20 protein-coding genes and 1 pseudogene are annotated in these 22193 nt (G+C 48.1%); 16 read left to right on the plus strand and 5 right to left on the minus strand.

All coding sequences use genetic code 11. The features are described 5' to 3' along the window. Positions 1–2: 2 nt before the first annotated feature. From M1M80_RS04435 to M1M80_RS04480, 10 genes and pseudogenes are all read left to right on the plus strand, one after another. The gene (locus M1M80_RS04435) at positions 3–1535 is read left to right on the plus strand and encodes an AbgT family transporter (protein WP_080428974.1); all 1533 of its coding nucleotides are present in this window, start codon (positions 3–5) and stop codon (positions 1533–1535) included. Positions 1536–1556: 21 nt separating this feature from the next. Continuing rightward, entirely contained in the window at positions 1557–2813 is a 1257-nt protein-coding gene (locus M1M80_RS04440; RefSeq protein WP_060398176.1) for an amidohydrolase, read from the plus strand. A 93-nt stretch (positions 2814–2906) separates the two neighbouring features. Further along, a complete protein-coding gene (locus M1M80_RS04445; RefSeq protein WP_060398177.1) occupies positions 2907–3359 on the plus strand; it encodes a DUF6884 domain-containing protein in 453 nt (150 codons plus the stop codon). A 29-nt stretch (positions 3360–3388) separates the two neighbouring features. Then, a pseudogene (locus tag M1M80_RS04450) lies at positions 3389–3496 on the plus strand (hypothetical protein); the annotation flags it as partial. A gap of 260 nt (positions 3497–3756) precedes the next feature. Next, positions 3757–4758 (plus strand): acetoin:2,6-dichlorophenolindophenol oxidoreductase subunit alpha, encoded by a 1002-nt coding sequence (gene acoA, locus M1M80_RS04455; RefSeq protein WP_060398178.1) that lies wholly within the window; start codon positions 3757–3759, stop codon positions 4756–4758. A gap of 1 nt (position 4759) precedes the next feature. Next, positions 4760–5788 (plus strand): acetoin:2,6-dichlorophenolindophenol oxidoreductase subunit beta, encoded by a 1029-nt coding sequence (acoB, locus tag M1M80_RS04460; RefSeq protein ID WP_060398179.1) that lies wholly within the window; start codon positions 4760–4762, stop codon positions 5786–5788. Between the two features lie 13 nt (positions 5789–5801). Beyond that, entirely contained in the window at positions 5802–6998 is a 1197-nt protein-coding gene (gene acoC / locus M1M80_RS04465) for an acetoin dehydrogenase complex dihydrolipoyllysine-residue acetyltransferase (RefSeq protein WP_060398180.1), read from the plus strand. Between the two features lie 20 nt (positions 6999–7018). Continuing rightward, on the plus strand, positions 7019–8395 hold the full coding sequence (gene acoL / locus M1M80_RS04470) for an acetoin dehydrogenase complex dihydrolipoyl dehydrogenase (RefSeq protein WP_060398181.1): 1377 nt from the start codon (positions 7019–7021) through the stop codon (positions 8393–8395). Positions 8396–8510: 115 nt separating this feature from the next. Next, a complete protein-coding gene (acoR, locus tag M1M80_RS04475; RefSeq protein WP_060398182.1) occupies positions 8511–10328 on the plus strand; it encodes an acetoin dehydrogenase operon transcriptional activator AcoR in 1818 nt (605 codons plus the stop codon). 52 nt (positions 10329–10380) lie between these two features. Beyond that, positions 10381–10560, plus strand: a complete 180-nt coding sequence (locus tag M1M80_RS04480) for a small acid-soluble spore protein H (RefSeq protein ID WP_003239795.1) — start codon at positions 10381–10383, stop codon at positions 10558–10560. A 35-nt stretch (positions 10561–10595) separates the two neighbouring features. On the opposite strand, the gene M1M80_RS04485 is transcribed toward M1M80_RS04480, so the two are convergent. From M1M80_RS04485 to M1M80_RS04505, 5 genes are read right to left on the minus strand one after another with little or no spacing between them, the layout of a single operon-like run. Continuing rightward, positions 10596–10925, minus strand: a complete 330-nt coding sequence (locus M1M80_RS04485; protein WP_080428975.1) for a YnfA family protein — start codon at positions 10923–10925, stop codon at positions 10596–10598. A 49-nt stretch (positions 10926–10974) separates the two neighbouring features. Further along, a complete protein-coding gene (locus M1M80_RS04490) occupies positions 10975–11532 on the minus strand; it encodes a YfjD family protein (protein ID WP_060398184.1) in 558 nt (185 codons plus the stop codon). A 23-nt stretch (positions 11533–11555) separates the two neighbouring features. After that, positions 11556–12323 carry a hypothetical protein gene (locus tag M1M80_RS04495; protein WP_060398185.1) on the minus strand — a complete coding sequence of 256 codons (768 nt, stop codon included), beginning with the start codon at positions 12321–12323 and terminating at the stop codon, positions 11556–11558. Between the two features lie 11 nt (positions 12324–12334). After that, a complete protein-coding gene (locus tag M1M80_RS04500) occupies positions 12335–13558 on the minus strand; it encodes a hypothetical protein (protein WP_060398186.1) in 1224 nt (407 codons plus the stop codon). A 5-nt stretch (positions 13559–13563) separates the two neighbouring features. Then, a complete protein-coding gene (locus M1M80_RS04505) occupies positions 13564–13878 on the minus strand; it encodes a WXG100 family type VII secretion target (protein WP_003239785.1) in 315 nt (104 codons plus the stop codon). Positions 13879–14212: 334 nt separating this feature from the next. On the opposite strand from M1M80_RS04505, the gene glvA reads away from it, so the two are divergent. From glvA to catD, 6 genes are all read left to right on the plus strand, one after another. Then, positions 14213–15562: a maltose-6'-phosphate glucosidase gene (gene glvA, locus M1M80_RS04510; RefSeq protein ID WP_060398187.1), complete on the plus strand. Its 1350-nt coding sequence runs from the start codon at positions 14213–14215 to the stop codon at positions 15560–15562. A 65-nt stretch (positions 15563–15627) separates the two neighbouring features. Beyond that, complete coding sequence (glvR, locus tag M1M80_RS04515) at positions 15628–16392, plus strand: MurR/RpiR family transcriptional regulator GlvR (RefSeq protein WP_003239782.1); 765 nt, start codon at positions 15628–15630, stop codon at positions 16390–16392. 14 nt (positions 16393–16406) lie between these two features. Next, positions 16407–17990, plus strand: coding sequence for a PTS maltose transporter subunit IIBC (gene malP / locus M1M80_RS04520; protein WP_060398188.1), 1584 nt, complete (start codon positions 16407–16409; stop codon positions 17988–17990). 105 nt (positions 17991–18095) lie between these two features. Continuing rightward, the gene (locus M1M80_RS04525; RefSeq protein WP_104010214.1) at positions 18096–19817 is read left to right on the plus strand and encodes an ABC transporter ATP-binding protein; all 1722 of its coding nucleotides are present in this window, start codon (positions 18096–18098) and stop codon (positions 19815–19817) included. Beyond that, the gene (locus M1M80_RS04530; RefSeq protein ID WP_060398190.1) at positions 19811–21625 is read left to right on the plus strand and encodes an ABC transporter ATP-binding protein; all 1815 of its coding nucleotides are present in this window, start codon (positions 19811–19813) and stop codon (positions 21623–21625) included. The genes M1M80_RS04525 and M1M80_RS04530 overlap by 7 nt, the downstream gene beginning before the upstream one ends. Positions 21626–21778: 153 nt before the next feature. Further along, positions 21779–22183, plus strand: coding sequence for a DoxX family oxidoreductase CatD (catD, locus tag M1M80_RS04535; RefSeq protein WP_003239773.1), 405 nt, complete (start codon positions 21779–21781; stop codon positions 22181–22183). Positions 22184–22193: the final 10 nt, after the last annotated feature.

The following is a 22193-nucleotide window of genomic DNA, read 5'->3' on the forward strand; positions in this document are numbered from 1 at the left end:
CTATGGCTAAACATCTGCCGGAAATGACTGCTGATTCTTTACAAAAGATTGAGCATAAAGGAATATTAAAGTGGATCGAAAAGGCTGGAAACAAGCTGCCTGATCCTTTTATGCTGTTTATCTACTTATCTATGATCGTCATCGCCATGTCTGTTTTGCTGGCTGGAAACGCAGTAACACATCCGGCGGACGGCAAAGCAATAGCAGTCAAAAGTTTGCTTAGCACCGAGGGCATTCACTGGATGTTGACGGAAGCGGTAAACAACTTTGTTCAATTTCCGCCGCTCGGCCTTGTGCTTACGATGGTGCTCGGCATCGGGCTGGCGGAACGGGTCGGTTTAATTGAAGCTGTGTTGCAGAAGATGATGGCCCACATTCCGAAAGCGATCATCAGCTACTCCGTTGTATTTGTCGGGATTTTAGGGAATCTGGCTTCCGATGCGGCATGGGTGATTATACCGCCGGTAGGCGCGCTGATTTTCATGGCAGCCGGCCGTCATCCGCTCGCCGGATTTGCGGCCGCTTCAGCAGGGGTAGGATCAGGTTTTACGGCCAACCTGATGATTGCCGGGACAGATGCGCTGCTTTCCGGCATCACCACAAAGGTCGCCCAAACGATCGACAAAAATGCTCACGTGTCCGCTGTTGATAACTGGTTTTTCATGTCCGCTTCCGTATTTGTTTTAGCCTTTATCGGAGCATGGGTGACAGACAAAATCGTTGAACCCCGGCTTGGCAGTTACCGCGGCGAATATCAGCCGGAAATGGCGGCTTTAACGAAAAAAGAGATCAAAGCGCTGAAGGGGGCAGGGGCTGCGGCTCTCTTATACGCGGGCATCATTGCGATATTAGTCGTACCGGAGGGAGCGCTCCTGCGAGATCCTGAAAACGGCTCAATTCTTTCCTCACCTTTTCTGAAAGGCATTATCCCAATCATTTTACTATTTTTTATTACCGTATCGGTTGTCTACGGCATCATGGCCGGACGCATTAAGGATCAGGCAGATGTTCCGAAGCTGATGGGTGATTCCGTTAAAGGCATGTCAGGTTTTATTGTGCTCGTATTTGTCATTTCTCAGTTTATCGCCTTTTTTACATGGAGCAATATGGGGATTTTTATGGCTGTAAAAGGCGCAGACTTTTTGGAATCTATTCATCTAACGGGATTCCCTGTATTAATCGGATTTTCGTTGCTGACGTGTGTCGTCAGTCTGTTTATTACGAGCGGTTCCGCGTTATGGGCGCTGCTGGCACCCGTGTTTATCCCGATGCTGATGCTGCTGGATTTCCATCCCGCTTTTATTCAAATCGCCTATCGGATAGCGGACTCCGCCACCAACACTATCACGCCGATGAATCCTTATTTGCCGATGCTGCTGGCGTACTATAAGCGCTACAAAACAGATGCGGGGTTTGGAACCGTGATTTCAACAATGATTCCGTATACGGTTCTGTTCTTCTTGGCGTGGCTGCTCATGATGTTTATTTGGTACGTATTTGGCTGGCCAATCGGGCCGGGGGTCTATGCAAAGTAAAAACAACAAAGGGTGGGAGATATGGATATTATTCAAGTGAGACGAGATTTTCACCGGCATCCAGAAGTGGGCTTCACGGAATTTCGTACAGCCGGAAAGGTTGTGGAAACCCTGCTGGCCCTTGGATACGACGTGACATATGGAAAGGATGCAATTGATGGCGATGCCCGCAGAGGCGTCCCTTCTGAAAAAGACCTGCAGCGGGCTTTTGAACGTGCAATAGAAAATGGAGCGGATCCCGATATCATTGCGCCAATGGAAGGCGGATACACCGCAGTCATCGGCACGCTGGAGGGAAATGCACCGGGACCGGTCGTCGCGCTTCGCTTTGATATGGATGCACTGCCGATTACAGAAAGCGCAGAGGCGGACCATGTCCCGTTCGCCAAGGGCTTCCGGTCTGAATTTGAAGGAAATATGCACGCCTGTGCCCATGATGGCCACACCGCCATTGGGTTAGGTGTGGCAAAAGTTATGGCACACGGAAACTTTGCGGGCACCTTAAAGCTGATCTTCCAGCCCGCCGAAGAGGGCGTCCGCGGAGCGTACGCCGTCACCGAGAAAGGCATGCTGGATGATGTCGACTATCTTCTCTGCCACCATCTTGGCACCAATGTGCCGCTGGGAGAAATATACGGCGGAGCGCAAGGATTTCTGGCCACGACAAAAATGGCAGTCCATTTCCGCGGCGTCTCCTCTCATGCCGGCGCGGCGCCTGAGCTTGGCAAGAATGCATTGCTAGGCGCGGCAACAGCGCTTTTAAACATTCACGCCATTCCGCGTTTCAGCTCAGGAGATACGCGCATTAATGTCGGTGTGCTTGAAGGCGGAACAGCGGCAAATATCATCCCGCAGCACGCCAAAATGATCATTGAAACGCGGTCTGATTCAGAAGAGGTCAATTGTGATCTGGAGGAACGCGTACGAAAGATCATTGCCCACAGTGCAGCCATGCATGAACTTGAATATGACATCGACATCATCGGCGGAGCCATTCCGATCAAATGTGACGAGGAAATGGTCAAAACTGTGCTTGAAGCGGCTGCAGAGGTTGACGGTTTTTCTTCTCTCAAAGGCATTCAAACAGGATCAAGAGGGAGCGAAGACGCAAGCTACATGATCAAAAGGGTTCAAGAGCGGGGAGGAAAAGGAACGTATATGATCATCGGCACCGACATCGCCGCCCCGCATCATCATGAAAAGTTCGATATCCAGGAAGACATTCTGCCGCGAGGTGTCCAGCTGCTGGAGCGGGCTGCAATGAAGCTGTTGAAGTAGAGGGGGAACCCCCTCTATTTTTATTGTATGACATGCAGGAATAAGAAAATAATGGTACATTGATATGAGATACATGATAAAGGGGAGAGAAAAATGAAACGACTATGCATCATCCCCTGCGGCAAGAAAAAAATATGGGACATCCATCCAGATACAGGGCCGGTAAGGGCGGAAGACGCTTATCTCAGCCCGTTTCATCAGGCGTGCGAGCGATATGCGAAAACATTTATCGATGAATGGGTGATTTTGTCTGCGAAGCACGGATTCCTTCGCCCAGATGATATCGTTCCCGAAAATTACGATGTGGCTTTTGGAACCGGTCACCCGGAGATCATGACAGCAGAGGAGCTCCGCCGCCAATTTTGCGAAAAAGGCTTTTCCGACATCGAAGAGCTTGTCATGCTTGGCGGCAAAAAATATCGAAGCGTCCTAAACGCCGTCATCGGCGGGCATCAGCACATCAGCTGGCCTCTGTCATCATACAAAGGCATTGGCTACATGCTTCAAGCGCTGAACCGGGCGGTTGAAGACAAGCATGAACTGTAGCACGTACATACCAAGAAAAGAATGTGAACATGAAAAAACTTGTATTTGGCTTGCTTGTTATTGCGGTATTCGGATGCGGGCTATATATCTATCATGGGTGTTTCGGTGATCCATTTACGAAAAATGCCGCTATTCAGCCAAACGATGCGGAGGAATTAGGAAGTTAAAAAGATTTCCGAGGAAATAAATACGTCGATCATTGTCAAAAGACCGGGTGATGCCCGGTCTTTTTTGCATGCCATAAAACGAGACAAATGGATCAAATCGAGACAAAATGAGACACCTGTCTCGAACTGTCTCCAGTGTAAAAACGGAAAGACTGATTTTACGGGCCCCAAAGGCTGGCACACTTCTTGCATTTAAAAACGTGAACCCTAAATAGAAGGAGGCACACAAAATGGAATTGTTAAAACGAGAAGGCTTGTCATTAACTGAGGAGAAAGCGCTGTGGATGTACCAAAAGATGCTGGAAATCAGGGGCTTTGAAGACAAAGTGCATGAACTGTTCGCACAGGGAGTGCTTCCCGGATTCGTCCATTTGTATGCCGGTGAGGAAGCGGTGGCTGTAGGGGTGTGCGCTCATTTACATGATGGCGACAGCATTACAAGCACGCACAGGGGGCATGGCCATTGTATCGCCAAAGGCTGTGATCTGGACGGCATGATGGCGGAAATTTTCGGGAAAGCGACCGGATTGTGTAAAGGCAAGGGTGGTTCTATGCACATTGCCGATCTCGATAAAGGTATGTTAGGGGCAAATGGAATCGTCGGGGGCGGATTTACGCTCGCATGCGGATCAGCGCTCACCGCTAAATATAAACAGACTAAGAATGTAAGCGTTTGCTTTTTTGGAGACGGAGCAAATAACCAAGGCACTTTCCACGAAGGGCTGAACTTAGCGGCAGTATGGAACCTTCCTGTCGTATTTGTTGCTGAAAACAACGGCTATGGCGAAGCCACCCCATTTGAGTACGCGTCGGCCTGTAATTCAATCGCCGACCGGGCGGCTGCCTATAACATGCCGGGGGTCACAGTTGACGGAAAAGATATTTTAGCAGTTTACCAGGCAGCCGAGGAAGCGATAGAACGAGCAAGAAACGGCGGGGGCCCGTCTTTGATTGAATGTATGACTTATCGAAACTACGGCCATTTCGAAGGGGATGCCCAAACCTATAAAACGAAGGATGAAAGAGCTGAGCACCTTGAAGAAAAGGATGCTATTCAAGGCTTTAAAAACTACCTGTTAAAAGAAACAGATGCAAATAAACTGTCAGACATTGAACAGCGTGTCAGCAAATCGATTGAAAAAGCCGTCTCGTTCAGCGAAGACAGTCCGTATCCGAAAGAGTCAGAGCTGCTGACAGATGTCTACGTGTCATATGAAAAAGGGGGAATGTGAGATGGCGAGAGTCATAAGCATGTCAGACGCGATCAATGAAGCGATGAAGCTTGCGATGAGAAGAGACGAAAATGTGCTTTTGATCGGTGAAGATGTCGCCGGGGGAGCGGCGGTTGATCATTTGCAGGATGATGAAGCATGGGGCGGCGTATTAGGGGTCACAAAGGGGCTTGTACAGGAATTCGGCCGCACAAGAGTGCTGGACACACCGATTTCTGAGGCGGGCTATATGGGGGCGGCTATGGCTGCGGCATCAACCGGGCTGAGGCCGATTGCGGAGCTGATGTTTAATGATTTTATCGGCACGTGCTTTGACCAGGTGATCAACCAAGGGGCGAAATTCCGCTATATGTTCGGCGGAAAAGCGCAAGTGCCGATTACCGTCCGCACCACCTACGGAGCAGGATTCCGGGCCGCTGCCCAGCATTCACAGGCGCTGTATGGCCTTTTCACCAGCATCCCGGGATTGAAGACGGTCGTTCCGTCCAATCCATATGACGCCAAAGGCCTGCTGCTTGCAGCAATAGAAGACAATGACCCGGTGTTCTTTTTTGAAGACAAAACGTCCTACAACATGAAGGGCGAGGTGCCGGAAGATTATTATACAATCCCGCTCGGAAAGGCGGACATCAAACGCGAAGGCGGCGATATTACGCTATTTGCAGTCGGCAAGCAGGTTAATACCGCGCTTGAAGCGGCGGCGAAGCTTTCAGAAAAAGGCATCGAAGCCGAGGTGCTTGATCCCCGCAGTCTGTCTCCTTTGGATGAGGAAGCGATTTTCACATCGTTGGAAAAAACAAACCGGCTGATCATCATTGATGAAGCCAATCCGCGATGCAGCATTGCCACGGATATAGCTGCGATTGTTGCCGACAAGGGCTTCGATTTGCTTGATGCGCCGATTAAACGGATTACAGCGCCGCATACACCAGTGCCGTTTTCGCCAGTGCTTGAAGATCGATATTTGCCGACACCAGATCAAATTGTCAGCGTCATGCTTGAATTGCTTGGCGAGCCGGCAATGAATTAAAGGGGGGACACAAATGGCGGTAAAAGTAGTGATGCCAAAATTGGGAATGGCCATGAAACAAGGGGAAGTATCGATATGGAATAAAAAAGTAGGTGACCCGGTTGAAAAGGGAGAAAGCATTGCCAGCATTCAATCGGAGAAAATTGAAATGGAAATCGAGGCGCCTGAAAAAGGAACGCTGATCGATATCAAAGTGAAAGAGGGAGAAGAGGTTCCGCCCGGCACAGCGATCTGCTACATCGGGGACGCCAATGAATCGGTGCAGGAAGAGGCGAAAGAGCCTGCTTCGGAAGATAGCGCGCCGCTAGCCGTCCAGCCCGTCAAACAGGAAAACAAACCCGCAGCCGCCAAAAAAGAACGAATCAAGATATCTCCAGTCGCCAGAAAAATAGCGGAAAAAGCGGGATTAGACCTGAAACAGCTGAAAGGCACTGGACCAGGCGGGCGAATCGTGAAGGACGACGTGACAAAGGCGCTTGCTGAACAGAAAAAAGATCAGGCTGAGCCGGTTTCTGAGCAGAAAGCGCAGGAAACCCCAGTGACAGGCATGAGAAAAGTCATCGCGGCCCGAATGCAGGAAAGCCTGGCAAACAGCGCGCAGCTGACGATTACGATGAAGGCTGATATCACCAAGCTGACAGCCCTTCAAAAACAGCTTTCGCCAACTGCGGAAGAACGGTACGGCACAAAGCTGACGATGACTCATTTTGTCTCTAGAGCCGCCGTTCTCGCCCTGCAAGCTCATCCTGTGCTGAACAGCTTTTATAAAAATGAACGCATCATCACACATCCTCATGTGCACCTCGGAATGGCTGTGGCCTTGGAAAATGGATTAGTTGTGCCTGTGATTCGCCATGCTGAAAAGCAGTCGCTGATCGAACTGGCTCAATCCATCTCAGAACATGCCAAAAAAGCACGCGAGGGACGGGCGGGAAGCGAAGAACTGCAAGGCTCAACCTTCTCCATTACAAATCTTGGCGCTTTTGGAGTCGAGCATTTCACGCCGATATTAAATCCGCCGGAAACAGGGATTCTCGGCATCGGAGCAAGCTATGACACGCCGGTGTATCAAGGGGAGGAGATTGTCAGAAGCACGATCCTGCCGCTCAGCCTGACATTTGATCACAGAGCATGTGACGGCGCCCCTGCCGCTGCATTTCTGAAGGCGATTAAAACATATTTAGAAGAACCGGCAGCATTAATTTTATAGGAAAAGCAGGTGAAAACGACATGACACTAGCCATTATCGGCGGCGGACCTGCAGGCTATGCGGCAGCGGTCTCCGCGGCACAGCAGGGCAGAAACGTGCTGCTGATTGACAAAGGCCCGCTTGGGGGAACCTGCCTGAATGAAGGCTGCATCCCGACGAAGTCTTTGTTAGAAAGCGCAAACGTTCTTGATAAAATCAAACATGCCACCAGCTTTGGAATTGAACTTCCGGCAGGTGCGATATCGGTCGATTGGAGTAAAATGCAAAACCGAAAACAACAGGTTGTCAGACAGCTTGTCCAGGGCGTTCAATTCTTAATGAAGAAAAATCAAATACAGGTTGTGAAGGGGACGGCCTCCTTTCTTTCAGACAGAAAGCTCTTGATCGAAGGAGAGAACGGAAAAGAAATCAGAGAAGCAGATCAAGTATTGATTGCTTCCGGATCAGAGCCGATCGAGCTGCCATTCGCCCCGTTTGACGGCAAATGGATCATCGACAGCAAGGACGCCCTATCCCTTTCTGAGATTCCATCTTCGCTTGTCATTATCGGCGGCGGTGTCATCGGGTGTGAGTATGCCGGGCTGTTTGCCAGATTGGGATCGAAGGTGACCATCATTGAAACAGCCGGCCAGCTGATCCCGGCTGAAGATGAAGAGATTGCCCGTCTCTTTCAGGAGAAGCTCGAGGAAGACGGTGTTGAAGTGCATACTTCATCCAGGTTAGAGCGGGTGGATCAAACGGCCAAAACAGCAATATGGAAAAGCGGGCAGCGGGAGTTTAAAACGAAGGCTGATTATGTACTGGTGGCGATCGGCAGAAAACCCCGTCTTGACGGATTGCAGCTGGAGCAGATCGGAGTTGATTTTTCTCCAAAAGGCATTTCGGTAAACGGGCACATGCAGTCTAACATACCTCATATTTATGCGTGCGGAGACGCAATCGGAGGCATTCAGCTGGCGCATGCAGCTTTCCACGAGGGCATCATCGCTGCTTCTCATGCTTCCGGAAGGGATGTCAAAATCAATGAGAAACATGTGCCCCGCTGCATCTATACATCACCGGAAATCGCGTGCATCGGGATGACAGAACAACAAGCAAGAAGCGTATACGGGGATGTGAAGATTGGCGAATTTCCTTTTTCCGCAAACGGCAAGGCGCTCATTAAACAGCAAGCGGAAGGAAAGGTCAAAATCGTGGCAGAACCGGAATTCGGCGAAATCGTCGGTGTCTCAATGATTGGTCCTGATGTGACCGAACTCATCGGCCAGGCGGCTGCGATCATGAATGGTGAGATGACCGCTGATATGGCGGAGCATTTTATCGCCGCCCACCCGACACTGTCGGAAACATTGCACGAGGCGCTGTTAAGCACGATTGGGCTTGCAGTGCATGCGTAACACGGGAAAAAGCAGGCGCAGGGATACAAGGTGCCTGCTTTTTTATTGTTGAAAGCGCTTTATTTTTCCCCTACAATAGATGAAAACGGCGTGTAAGGGAGGAGCGATCAAGGAAATGAATTCGATCCCAAACGATTTGCAAACCTGGAAACGTTTTGTGAAAGACGGTGTGCTTGACGAAGCCCGATTAAGAAAACGGATCGCCGAGTCATGGCATCGCTGCAAAAAAGCTGAGGTCAATCCTTATTTAGAAAAAGGCCCGAAGGTTTTACAGCAAACCGAGCTGGATCAGCAGTCAAAAAAGCATTCATTCTTCCTGACGACCGCACAGCCTTACCTCGAAAAACTGCTGCCTGCCATAAAAGAAATGGAAATGATGGCGCTGTTAATTGATTCAGACGGCGTTGTTCTGGCATTGGACGGCCATCCCCGCGCGCTTTATGAAGCCAAACGCATCAACTTTGTTGAAGGCGCATGCTGGACGGAAACGGCTGTCGGAACAAATGCGATTGGCACGGCGCTTCACATTAGTGAGCCGGTTGCGATACAAGGATCCGAACATTACTCTATCGCTTCCCATCAGTGGAACTGTTCAGCCGCTCCGATTCACCATGAGGATGGCAGTCTTGCGGGTGTGATTGACATATCGTGTCCGGCGGCAGGCGCGCATCCTCATATGCTCGGTATTGCTACGGCGATTGCCTATGCCGCGGAACGGGAACTGGCAGCTAAAAGCCGTGAGAAAGAGCTGGAGCTGATCAGCCGTTTTGCTGATAGAGCTGCATCCCGTGTGCCGATGGTGCTCTGCAATGCCAAACAGCATATCATCAGCGCGAGTGAAGCGATTCGAACCTCAATGCCGGATTGGCAGGGCCGGCATCTGTATGAATTGAAGGAACGGGGCTTTTCAATCGAAAAAGCCGTTACCATGGGGGATGGCGGCACTTGTTTTTATCTCGCGGAACAAAAGAAAAAGACGGCGTTTCGATTCAATGGAGTCATCGGGCAAAGTGACCGATCTCAAGCTATGCTGAAGAGCCTTGAACGAGCGGCAGCGGCGGATGCAACGGTCTGTCTGTCGGGCGAAACTGGTACGGGGAAGGAAGTCGCGGCCCGCGCACTTCATGAGAACAGCGAGCGGCGGCACGGCCCGTTTGTTGCTGTCAATTGCGGAGCGATCCCGTCTGATTTGATTGAAAGCGAGCTGTTCGGCTATGCGGAGGGCGCTTTTACGGGAGCGAAACGAAACGGCTACAAAGGCGCCTTTCAAAAGGCGAATCAAGGCACCTTATTTTTAGATGAGATCGGAGAAATTTCCCACCCGATGCAGGTTGCGCTTTTACGGGTGCTTCAGGAACGCAAGATTACGCCGGTCGGCGGAACGAAAGAAATTCCGGTTGATATCAGAGTCATTGCCGCCACACATTGTGATTTGCGCGAGCTTGCCGAAAGAGGGAAAATCAGGGAGGACTTGTTTTACCGTCTTCATGTCTATCCGATTGAGCTGCCTCCTTTACGCGAACGCCCCGAAGATATTCCGGATCTTTTCCAGTACTACAAACAGAAGAATCATTGGCCTGGCGAACTTCCCCCTGCTTTTTTGGATATGCTGAAGCAATGGAGGTGGCCGGGGAATATTCGCGAGCTGTTTAATGTGTTTGAACGTCTTTCCATCAGATTTCCGGACGGCCGGCTGAAGGATGAGCCGCTCACCGCTTTACTGGAAGCTGCAGGACTGCCGATCATCCCGGCGGAAAAAAAGCCGGCTGCTGCCGGCGCGCTGACCCTTCGTGAGCAAATCCAAAAAGATATCATCATCAAAGCGCTTGAATCCGCAAAAGGAAACATCTCTCAAGCCGCCAAAATCAGCGGGATACCCCGGAGCACTTTCTACAAACGGCTGAAAAAATTCAACTTGTCCGCTGAATCATAAAGCATACTTCTTTCAAGAAATGGAAACGTTATGTATGAAGGAGGGTGTTAGAATGAATAGTCAAAGGGCGAAAGAAATTGTAGAATCTCCCGACATGAAGAAAGTAACATATAACGGCGTTCCTATTTACATTCAGCACGTGAATGAAGAAAACGGAACAGCGAGAATCTATCCGCTGGACGAACCTGAGCAGGAGCATGAAGTACAGCTGACCAACTTAAAAGAGGATTAAACAAAAATGGCCCGCTTCATAAGCGGGCCATTTTGTTATGCGCGCGGAGCAAATAAAATCACACAGACGCCGATAAGACAAATGAATGCACCGATCCAGTCATACAGATCAGGTGTTTTCCGGTCGACAAGCCATCCCCATAGAACCGCAAGCACGATGAATACCCCGCCATAAGCGGCGTATACACGGCCGAAGGAAGGGAAGGACTGAAACGTCGGAAGAATGCCGTAGACAATCAGGATCAGCGCTCCGGCGATGCCATAGCCGACTGGCTTTGCCTCTCTCAGCCACAGCCAAACCAAATACCCGCCGCCAATTTCGGCAAGCCCCGCCGCGAGAAATAAAAGAATGGTAATCAGCATCACGCGCACTCCTCAACTTGCTTTTCTCTTTCATTATAAAGGAGGAGTGCTGTTAAAGCTTTGGATGATTCTCCATCTCCTTCAAATACGCGTTTCGCTGAACCTCCGTAAACTGGCCAATCCAATTGCTTTTCGCCTCTTCATTCAGATGGGGAAGGATATAGCGTTCAACCGCTTCGAAAAACGGAGGATACGCGATCATGTTCCAGGTAGGGATGCGAACGACTTTGCCGTCTGTTTTCTCGATGGTAATATCCTCAAAAAAGATTCCTTTCAAACTGTAATGATGCCGTCCCATATAAATCCGTTTTACCTCAGAAAACAGCACGCTGCGCTTTCTCGAGAAGATCTCGCCATCAGGCCCAGTCTTTACGCTGAAAATGACATTTCCCCGGCTTGTGAACGCCGGAAAAGCCATAAAAAATGTGATTAATCCATAAACTATCGCTATTAATCCTCCGCCCAAATAAAGCAGGGCATACTTAGATTCAAATGTGAGAGCTTCAAACACCAGCCACACTCCTGCAATAAAAGCGCCCCCTGTGGCGAGGAACAGCCAGATTCTAAAAAACATTCTACTCTTGACCTTAATTACTTCATTGTTTTTCAATTGCTATTCTCCTTTATCGCTCTTTAGCAAAAAAGTATTCCTTTTACCACATCTTTATTTGCTGGTACGATAGAAAATTCATTTTGAGTGATACCTGTTACCAGCCAAGTATGACGGCTGCCAGGCAAGACGAAAGCCATGTCAGCCACTTCCGGAGAGTTGTCTTTGTCATAAACAAGGCGCATCAGCGTATCCATTTTCCCTTTTCGTGAAGCCAGATCATTTACGAATCGGGTAATATCCTCTTGATGTTCATACTTAACGAGAAACTCTTTCAGATATGTGGGAGTGTCAGAAGCACCTTCCAGAAGCAATTCAAATTCAGTTGATGTCAGAGTAATAATTGATTCTTTGTTATCCTCAGCATCTATTATATTTAAAAACTCGGATGTTTTAGAAAGTAATCCGTCACTTGAATCCATTTTTTTGATGCTATGCACCTGTTCATCAAACAGCAGTTCATGAGAGTAAGTGCCGAACTTAGAAACGTGGCAGGACACATTCTGTTCTTTGCCTTGTTCATCAAATTTGGACAGTTTCACTGTATAATCCGCGTCGTTTAATACATGGATAAACGGGCAGTACTCGTCCTTTAATCGGTATTGATGATTACGGTATTCCGCCGCATCTTTGGCCAAAAGCGAGCGGCATGCCGCTTCGAACAAAGCACCGAGCTGTTCATCTTCTATTTCCGGAAAATAGGCCTGCTTCAAGGCCATTCCCTGTTCAAAAAACCCTTCGCTGTAAAAACAAAATAAGAGTTCTTCTATGCTGATCGTAAACTGCTTCATTGTTTATTCTCCTATCCAAATGAAAGTTTCCCTTTGAGGAAATGGGTTGCGCCGTGTATAAGCGAGTCTGCTGTTTTCTTTGCTTTTTCCATTCCTTTTTTCGCGCTGTCTATCCCTTTATGTATCGTTTTATTCGCCGCATCTATGCCGTCATTCACTGATTTGACGACTTTGCCGGCTGATTCCAGCCCTTTCTTGGCTGTATCGACGACAGCGTGAATCGGTTCTTTCAGCTTTATCGCCGCTTTTTCAGCAAAGCCTGATGTGAATTTTGCGATTTTTTCCCCAACAAAACCTCCTACGGCTGATCCGATTGTGCCTCCGACTACTGTACCAACAGGGCCTAACACACTTCCAAGGGCACCGCCGACGACAGCGCCTGCCGTAGCTCCTCCTGCGATGAAAATAGTGTTATTCACAGCATTCCCGACGGCCTTGGCGTTTTCACGCTTGAGAACTTCGGGTTTGTCTTGGTATTTCGCGTAATTTTCAGCAATTTTCAAGCCCGCTCCGAACGTTTCGGTCGCACCGGTGATCAGTGTGGCGGTAATGGCATTTCCTTTTGCGAATTTCAAGCCCGTTTTTCCGACATCCTTCAAAGTTGAGCGTACGCCGGCTTCATTAAGAAATCCTCTTGTGTAGCTTCTGACGCTGTTTGAAAAATCGACCGTATCCTGAGGGAAGTACTTTGTAAACTTTTTATGTACCAAATCTGAAAATGGCCGGTTTGTCTTTTTAAACAAATATTTAGGATTCATAAGCACTCTAGCCGCTTTTTGATAACGTGAGCTGTCAACGGCTCTGGAAATATCCAATAGAAGTTTTGAGTGCCGGGCGGTATGCAAACCGCTTGGCTGTTTCACAAATTTCGTAAGCCCTAATCCGTAGTATTTTCCTTGTGTCAGCATAAGGGCGGTTAAGCTTGTCATCGTTCCGTATTTGTCGTAAGCATTATAGAGCTTTCGCAGAATATCATCTTGTTCAACAAATTTATCGCCCGTTTTTCTGATAAAAATCTCATTGTCACTCAGCTTGGTGACGAGCGCTTTTCCTGAGCTCCACGCATCGCCGACTCCGGAAAAACAGCTGCTGTAGCGGGGATCGCATTGTAAAATCATCTGCCCCAGCTCCACATGCAGGTCCTTATATTTGCTTTCCATATCGGTTAATTCAGTGACTACATCATTTGCCAGCTGTTCGAGTTTATCCGGATCAACTGCAATGTTTCCTGACACACCATTCACCCCCTGAGTTTATGTCTTTCCTCTCTTGCTTTACGTTCCAGTTCTTCCATTCTGGCAATTTCAGCTTTTCGTTCTTCTATTTTGACGGCGGCTGCCTTTAGCTCCTGGCTTGTTTCAAGCAGCTCCTGTTCGAATTGATCGTAGGCGGCTTTCGTTTCCTCGAAATCCTGGTCGAACGAATCTCTTGCTTTTCCCTGCCAAGCATCCCCTAATGCAGATAACCGGGATTCAAGCAGCATTTTGGAGCTTCTGACCTCTTCTGCGGCCGCACTGTACTTGTTTGCCAGCTCAATGACTTTATATGAGTCCAACTTTTGTCCCCTGCCTTTTCTAAATTCACGCACAAATGGATGTTTTATATAAATGATTATAAATAATTCGGCATGTATCCGAATCGTACAAAAGAACCTTTTCATAAGAAATGGAAGGGCGTATATTCACTTAAATTTCACAGTAGGTGAGACTTTAAGATTACAAAAAAGGTAAAAAAATCAAATCTCCCAGACGTAAGGTAAATGAGAAATTTCCCGCTTTGTGGGAAAAAACACTAAAATTGATCAAATGATCTAAGTGCGCCAAACGTGTTACGGGACGGGCCTTCACATGGTATAAATGAAATGTAAACGTTATCAAGGAGGTCGTCATATGAAGAAAAAATCATTCTCAATCGTAATAGCGGGCGGAGGGAGCACTTTCACTCCAGGGATCGTACTGATGCTCTTGGACCATTTGGAGGAGTTTCCGATCAGAAAGCTGAAGCTGTATGATAATGATAAGGAGAGACAGGATCGCATAGCAGGCGCCTGTGACGTTTTTATCAGAGAAAAAGCGCCGGAAATTGAATTTACAGCGACGACTGACCCGGAAGAAGCTTTTACAGATGTCGACTTTGTCATGGCGCACATCAGGGTAGGGAAATACGCGATGCGTGCGCTGGATGAGCAAATTCCGCTGAAGTACGGAGTTGTCGGCCAGGAGACATGCGGGCCGGGCGGCATCGCATACGGCATGCGTTCGATCGGCGGCGTGCTTGAAATATTAGATTACATGGAAACATATTCGCCTGATGCGTGGATGCTCAATTACTCCAACCCGGCGGCAATTGTAGCCGAAGCAACAAGACGCCTCAGACCGAATTCGAAAATTCTGAACATCTGTGATATGCCGGTTGGAATCGAAGACCGGATGGCGCAAATTCTCGGCCTGTCCTCAAGAAAAGAAATGAAGGTCCGCTATTACGGATTAAATCATTTCGGCTGGTGGACATCGATTCAGGATCAAGAGGGCAATGATTTAATGCCGAAGCTGAAGGAGCATGTATCTCAATACGGGTACATTCCGAAGACGGAGGCTGAAGCTGTCGAGGCGAGCTGGAATGACACGTTCGCAAAAGCGCGTGACGTACAGGCCGCAGATCCTGACACACTGCCGAATACGTATTTGCAATATTACTTGTTCCCGGATGATATGGTGAAAAAATCAAATCCGAATCATACGCGGGCAAACGAAGTGATGGAAGGGCGCGAAGCCTTTATTTTCAGCCAATGTGACATGATCACACGCGAGCAGTCCTCGGAAAACAGCGAAATCAAAATCGATGATCACGCATCATATATTGTTGATCTAGCCCGGGCGATTGCCTACAACACAGGTGAAAGAATGCTCTTGATCGTTGAAAATAACGGAGCGATTGCGAACTTTGACCCGACTGCGATGGTCGAGGTGCCGTGTATTGTCGGCTCAAATGGGCCTGAACCGATCACCGTCGGCACCATTCCGCAATTCCAAAAAGGGCTGATGGAGCAGCAGGTATCCGTTGAGAAACTGACTGTTGAAGCGTGGGCGGAGAAATCGTTCCAAAAGCTGTGGCAGGCGCTGATCCTGTCAAAAACTGTGCCAAACGCACGTGTGGCAAGGCTGATTCTCGAGGATTTAATTGAGGCCAACAAAGACTTCTGGCCTGAGCTTGATCAAAGCCCAACCCGCATTTCATAACTGAAATACCCCCCGTTTTCGAATCTGTTATTGTATATAATAGAAAGAAAATGGGGGGATCTGATATGAAGCTAGACGAACTGATTAATCAGCACTACGGCAAATTAAATGACAACGATTTTCATATTTTAAAATATATATTGAATCACAAGCACACGTGCTACACCCTTGGAATCGATGCGTTGGCCAAAGCTTGCAGCGTATCGCGTTCCTCGATTTTGCGGCTTGCCCAAAAGCTCGGTTTCAGCGGCTACAGTGAATTTCGCGTTTTTTTAAAGTGGGAAGATCAGCCGGAAGAAGGCGAGAGTATGAGTTTTCAAAAGCTGCTTGATGATATTGAATCAAATCTGAAGTTCTTAAGGACAAAGGACATGACAGATATGTGCCAGCTGATTGATGAAGCCGACCGCATTTTCGTGTACGGATCAGGAAATGCGCAAAAGATATGCGCCCGTGATCTGCAAAGAATGTTTATTCCGCGCCATCGGTATCTCATTTTGATTGAAGACAGAAATGAATTTAATCTGATGCGCGATGATTTTAAAGTAAACGATCTGTTTATCATCATTTCTCTTTCCGGAGAAACACCGGAGCTGATTCCTCAGGCAAGAATGCTTTCTGCAAAGGGTATTCCCTTTATTTCCATTACGAATTTAAAAAACAATGTCCTCGCCCAGCTGACTCCGCATAATCTTTATGCGACAAGCAAACCTGTGACATTAAGCGATAAAACGGAAATTGTCGCTTTTGCACCGTTCTTTCTCGTTGGCGAAGCATTGTTCCGCGCATATGTTGATTACAAAGAGGCAGAAAAAAATGACATTGAGTAGCAGGGGGTTCTGGTATGATGCAAAAAATCCAGCGCTTTGGAAGCGCGATGTTTGTACCTGTTCTATTATTCGCGTTCGCTGGCATTATCGTCGGTGTCAGTACGCTTTTTAAAAATAAAACCATCATGGGCCCGCTTGCCGATCCTGATGGGTTTTGGTATCAGTGCTGGTATATCATTGAGCAGGGCGGCTGGACAGTATTTAATCAAATGCCGCTCTTATTCGCCATCGGCATCCCGGTTGCTTTGGCGAAGAAAGCTCAGGCGCGCGCTTGTTTGGAAGCGCTTACGGTTTACTTGACGTTCAATTACTTTGTCAGCTCGATCTTGACGGTATGGGGAGGGGCATTTGGCGTCGACATGAACCAAGAGGTCGGCGGAACGAGCGGGTTAACGATGATCGCAGGCATCAAAACGCTCGATACCAACATTATCGGAGCCATCTTTATTTCTTCGATTGTCGTCTTTTTGCATAATCGTTATTTTGATAAAAAACTGCCCGATTTTCTCGGCATCTTTCAAGGCTCAACGTATATCGTGATGATTTCCTTCTTCATTATGATCCCGATCGCCTTGGCCGTGTCTTATATTTGGCCGATGGTTCAGGCGGGAATCGGATCGCTTCAAAGCTTCCTGGTTGCTTCCGGTGCGGTGGGCGTTTGGATTTACACGTTTTTGGAACGGATTTTGATTCCGACCGGCCTTCATCACTTTATTTACACGCCGTTTATTTACGGGCCTGCTGTAGCGGAAGGCGGGATCGTCACGTATTGGGCACAGCATCTCGGCGAATATTCGCAAAGCGCAAAACCGCTGAAGGAGCTCTTCCCGCAAGGCGGATTCGCGCTCCACGGCAACTCGAAAATCTTCGGCATTCCGGGCATCGCCCTGGCGTTTTATGTCACAGCCAAAAAGGAAAAGAAAAAACTTGTCGCAGGGCTGCTGATTCCTGTCACGCTGACGGCGATTGTCGCCGGTATTACAGAGCCGATTGAGTTCACTTTCTTATTCATTTCTCCTTTCTTATTTGCGGTTCACGCCGTACTGGCTGCAACGATGTCGACAGCCATGTATATGGCCGGTGTCGTCGGAAACATGGGTGGCGGGCTGATCGAAGCGGTGACCTTGAACTGGATTCCGCTCTTTGGCAGCCACGGTATGACGTATGTGTATCAAATTTTGATCGGGCTTTCTTTTACAGCTATTTATTTTTTCGTCTTCCGATTTTTAATTCTCAAATTCAATATCGCCACACCGGGACGGGAAAAGGATGATCAGCAGGAAACAAAGCTGTATTCGAAAAAGGAATACAGAGAAAGAAAAAACAAGGATGAAACGGCCTCCGCTGTTGAAGCGGCAGATGACACCGCTTTTCTGTATATTGAAGCGCTGGGCGGAAAAGACAACATCACTGAAGTGACAAACTGCGCCACCCGCCTCAGAGTCAGCGTCAAGGATGAAACAAAGGTTGAGCCCGACAGCGCGTTCCGAGCGCTTGGCTCACACGGCGTCGTCAGAAACGGGAAGGCGTTTCAGGTGATTATCGGATTGAGCGTTCCGCAGATGCGGGAGCGTGTGGAAAAAATATTGAATCAATAATGCCAGCCCTCCTTTTCGGGAGGGTTTTCGTTTGCCGTCAAAAAGACCGTCATAGTAAAGTAAAGAAAGAGACAATCGAGTAAAAAGGGGTTTGGAGGCTTTTACATGCAAAAGGCTTTATCGTTTTTAAAACCATACTCACTGCTGGTGGGAATTGCGCTGATTCTCATGTTGACGGAGCTTGCGGTTGAACTGATGCAGCCTTTACTGATCGCAAAAATCATCGACGATGGGATTTTAAAGCAAGATCTCCGGCATGTGTGGACATGGGGCGCGGTCATGATCGGACTGACCGTGTTATCATTTGCAGCGGGAATGCTGAATTCCTTTTATGCGGCCCATGTCAGCCAAAGCTTTTCCTACGATACGAGAAAAGGGCTTTTTCAAAAAATCCAGTCCTTCTCCTATTCTACTTTTGGACAGTTCTCGTCCTCTTCTTATATCACAAGGCTGACAAACGATGTCACACAGGTTCAAAACATGATTTTTATGAGTTTGCGGTTTATGCTGCGGGCTCCGTTAATGATTGTAGGCGGTATTGTGCTGTCACTCACCGTTAACGTGAAGCTCGGCTTTTTTCTGCTTGTGACCATTCCGATCCTGATCTTGTTTTTGCTATGGGTATTAAAGAAAGGCGGGACGCTGTTCCGTTCAGTGCAGAAACGGCTGGAGCAGGTGAATACCGTCATGCAGGAAAACTTAACAGCGATTAAGCTGATCAAAGCGCTGCTTCGCGGCAGCCACGAGGTCAAAAGATTTATCAAAGCCAACACGAGGCTGATGGAAAAAACAGTTTCAGCCTTTCAGCTTGTGGAATTCACGATGCCTGTGCTGATGCTGCTGATGAACCTCTGCATCCTTTTGATTTTGTGGGCAGGTGCACACAGTATCACGAACGGAAGCACTCAAGTCGGTGATGTTGTCGCGATTATTAACTACGCAACACGAATTACGGGCGCGCTTTCGATGTTTCCGTTTTTGATTATGATTTTCACCCGGGCGAAGGCTTCAGGGGATAGAATCGGCGAGGTGCTTGAAACGGAAGGCGATGAGCGGGAAGAAGGCATCATACCAGGTCGTTTGTCAGGACGGATTGAGTTTCAGCATGTATCCTTCCGTTATCCTGAAATGGACAGAGAAGCGCTGCGGAATGTCTCATTTTCCGCAAAGCCGAGGGAAACGATCGCGATTCTCGGTGCGACGGGATCGGGCAAGTCCACGCTCTTTCAGCTCATTCCGCGGCTTTATCGGCCGGATTCAGGCAGCATCTACATAGATGAAAAGCCAATTCACGATTTTCCGGCAGAGGGGCTTCGCAAGCAAATTGGATATGTACCGCAGGAAGTGCTTCTGTTTTCCGGCACAATCAAGGAAAATATCGCTTGGGGCAAAGAAAATGCTTCACTTGATGAAATAATGGAAGCGGCCAAACATGCGCAAATTCATGAAACGATTATGAAGCTCCCGAATGGGTATGACACTGTTTTGGGACAAAGAGGCGTCAACCTGTCCGGCGGCCAGAAGCAGCGGATTTCCATTGCGCGGGCGCTGATCCGAAAGCCGGCCATCCTTCTTTTAGATGACAGCACAAGCGCGCTAGACCTGCAGACGGAGGCGAAGCTGCTTGAGGCAATCAGCGCATATGAGTGCACAACCTTGATCATTACGCAAAAAATGACCACGGCGATGAGAGCTGATAAGATTTTGCTGCTTGAGGATGGCGAACTGATTGAAAAAGGCACGCACAGTGAGCTGCTTTCTGAATCTCAGTTATACAAACGCATTTACGAGTCGCAATTCGGAAGGGAGGGGAGCGAGTCATGCTAAAAGACATCCGCAAGCCTTTCCAATATCCCAAACTGCCAATCGACAAAAAAGAAGGTGCAAAAAAGCGGGCGAAAGCAAAGGATACAAAAGGCACACTGAGACGAATCTGGTCTTACTTGGCTGAACGGAAAGGACTGCTTATCCTTGTCATGCTGATGGTTGTCATCAGCGCGATATTCGGGCTCCTCGGCCCCTTTGTGATCGGAAAGGCCATCGACCATTTCATCGTCGGGCGAACGGTAAGCGGACTGATTCCCGTTTTGCTTCTTCTGCTCGTCATTTACATTATTCAGTCACTGTCACTCTGGTTTCAAAACTATTGGATGATTACGATTTCGCAAGGCACTGTTTTCAGAATGAGAAGCGAGTTGTTCACCCATCTGCATGAGCTGCCGATTCCGTTTTTTGATAAACAGCGGCACGGTGAGCTGATGAGCCGGGTGACAAATGACATCGAAAATGTCAGCTCTACTTTAAACACGTCGGTCATTCAAATTCTGTCAAGCGTCATCACCTTTGTCGGAACGGTTGCAGTGATGCTGTACATGAGCCCGCTCCTTACAGTGATTACCCTGACCATCATTCCGGTGATGGCAGTAAGCCTGAAATGGATCACCAACCGGACGGGAAAGCTGTTTAAAGAACAGCAGAAAAACCTTGGTGAGCTGAATGGATATATTGAGGAATCTGTTTCCGGCGCAAAGGTCATCAAAGCCTATTCGCGTGAGAAGCAGATCACTGCCGAATTTCTCAAAAAAAACGCTGCGCTCAAGACCTCGGGCTTCTGGGCACAGACGATTTCCGGGTTTATCCCGAAAGTCATGAACTCTTTGAATAACTTAAGCTTTACAATGATTGCCGCAATCGGCGGTTTGTTCGCGCTGAAAGGCTGGATCTCGATCGGCTCCATCGTCGTCTTTGCGGAGTATTCAAGGCAATTCACACGCCCTTTAAACGATCTGGCCAATCAGTTTAATACGATGCTGTCCGCCATTGCCGGCGCTGAACGGGTGTTTGACGTGCTTGATGAAAAAGAAGAACGCGAGGATGAAAAGAACGCCGTGCATCAGCCGATCCAAACAGGCAGTATTGAATTCCGGGATGTGTCCTTCGGTTACGATGAAGGGCAGCAGACACTGAAGAATTTACAGTTTACAGTGCCTGCTGGACAGTCCATCGCGTTTGTCGGACCGACGGGAGCGGGGAAAACAACTGTCACCAACCTGCTCGCCCGTTTTTACGAGCCTGATGAGGGAAGGATTTTAATCGACGGTACAGATATTAAAACCCTCACTAGAGCAAGCCTGCGGAAAAACATGGGGTTTGTCCTGCAGGATTCGTTTTTGTTTCAAGGAACGATCAGAGAAAATATTCGCTACGGCAGGCTCGATGCATCTGATCAGGAAGTCGAAGCCGCGGCAAAAACAGCGAACGCCCACAGCTTTATTGAAAGGCTGCCAAAAGGGTATGACACAGTGCTCACGCAAAACGGATCGGGCATCAGCCAAGGACAGAAACAATTGATTTCCATAGCGCGTGCGGTGCTTGCCGATCCGGTTCTTCTCATCTTGGATGAAGCGACAAGCAACATTGATACCGTAACAGAAGTCAACATTCAAGAAGCGCTCACCCGTTTAATGGAGGGAAGAACAAGCGTCATCATCGCCCACAGGCTGAACACCATTCAAAGAGCGGACCAGATTGTGGTGCTAAAAGATGGCGAAATGATTGAAAAAGGCAGCCATGAAGAACTGATCCTGCAAAAAGGATTTTACAGTGACTTATATAAAAGCCAATTTGAGAAATAGACCTTTGTCCCGCACAAAGGTCTTTTTTGTTACAGTTTTATAGTACTTTTATTTCATTTTCGTAAAATGTAACAAAATTACTTGACGTAAACAAGTTATGTATATATACTAGCTTACATTAAGTAAGTGATAACATTTATCAAGGAGGATAAAATGAATAAATCATTTGAAATTGGCACATTACTTTTAAGAGTTATTACAGGTATTATCTTTTTTGTTCACGGTTTATCTAAGTTTCAGGGAATGGAAGGAACCATCCAATTTTTCGGCAGCATAGGCCTTCCAAGCTTTATGGCGTATGTCATTGCAGCGATTGAACTCGTTGGCGGAGTGCTTGTCTTCTTCGGATTGGCTACACGCATTGTCGGTGTTCTGTTTGCCCTCACGCTGATCGGAGCCATCATTACAGTCAAGCTGAAAGCGCCATTCATGGGCAATGCAGAATTTGATTACCTTCTGCTTTTGACATCAATCCACCTGGCTCTTTCCGGAAGCCGTTTCCTTGCGCTAGACCCACTTGTGTTTAAAGCAAAAAAGAGCGAAAACGTATCAGCATAAGAAAAGAGGC

This window comes from Bacillus inaquosorum, from assembly GCF_023238325.1.
Classification (GTDB): domain Bacteria; phylum Bacillota; class Bacilli; order Bacillales; family Bacillaceae; genus Bacillus; species Bacillus inaquosorum.

Coding starts and splice junctions, on each gene's coding strand:
- malP (WP_060398188.1), top strand. CDS start 16,407: ATGATGCAAAAAATCCAGCGCTTTGGAAGCGCGATGTTTGTACCTGTT.
- M1M80_RS04445 (WP_060398177.1), top strand. CDS start 2,907: ATGAAACGACTATGCATCATCCCCTGCGGCAAGAAAAAAATATGGGAC.
- acoC (WP_060398180.1), top strand. CDS start 5,802: ATGGCGGTAAAAGTAGTGATGCCAAAATTGGGAATGGCCATGAAACAA.
- M1M80_RS04495 (WP_060398185.1), bottom strand. CDS start 12,323: ATGAAGCAGTTTACGATCAGCATAGAAGAACTCTTATTTTGTTTTTAC.
- M1M80_RS04530 (WP_060398190.1), top strand. CDS start 19,811: ATGCTAAAAGACATCCGCAAGCCTTTCCAATATCCCAAACTGCCAATC.
- M1M80_RS04525 (WP_104010214.1), top strand. CDS start 18,096: ATGCAAAAGGCTTTATCGTTTTTAAAACCATACTCACTGCTGGTGGGA.
- acoB (WP_060398179.1), top strand. CDS start 4,760: ATGGCGAGAGTCATAAGCATGTCAGACGCGATCAATGAAGCGATGAAG.
- glvR (WP_003239782.1), top strand. CDS start 15,628: ATGAAGCTAGACGAACTGATTAATCAGCACTACGGCAAATTAAATGAC.
- acoL (WP_060398181.1), top strand. CDS start 7,019: ATGACACTAGCCATTATCGGCGGCGGACCTGCAGGCTATGCGGCAGCG.
- M1M80_RS04435 (WP_080428974.1), top strand. CDS start 3: ATGGCTAAACATCTGCCGGAAATGACTGCTGATTCTTTACAAAAGATT.
- glvA (WP_060398187.1), top strand. CDS start 14,213: ATGAAGAAAAAATCATTCTCAATCGTAATAGCGGGCGGAGGGAGCACT.
- M1M80_RS04480 (WP_003239795.1), top strand. CDS start 10,381: ATGAATAGTCAAAGGGCGAAAGAAATTGTAGAATCTCCCGACATGAAG.
- acoA (WP_060398178.1), top strand. CDS start 3,757: ATGGAATTGTTAAAACGAGAAGGCTTGTCATTAACTGAGGAGAAAGCG.
- acoR (WP_060398182.1), top strand. CDS start 8,511: ATGAATTCGATCCCAAACGATTTGCAAACCTGGAAACGTTTTGTGAAA.
- M1M80_RS04440 (WP_060398176.1), top strand. CDS start 1,557: ATGGATATTATTCAAGTGAGACGAGATTTTCACCGGCATCCAGAAGTG.
- catD (WP_003239773.1), top strand. CDS start 21,779: ATGAATAAATCATTTGAAATTGGCACATTACTTTTAAGAGTTATTACA.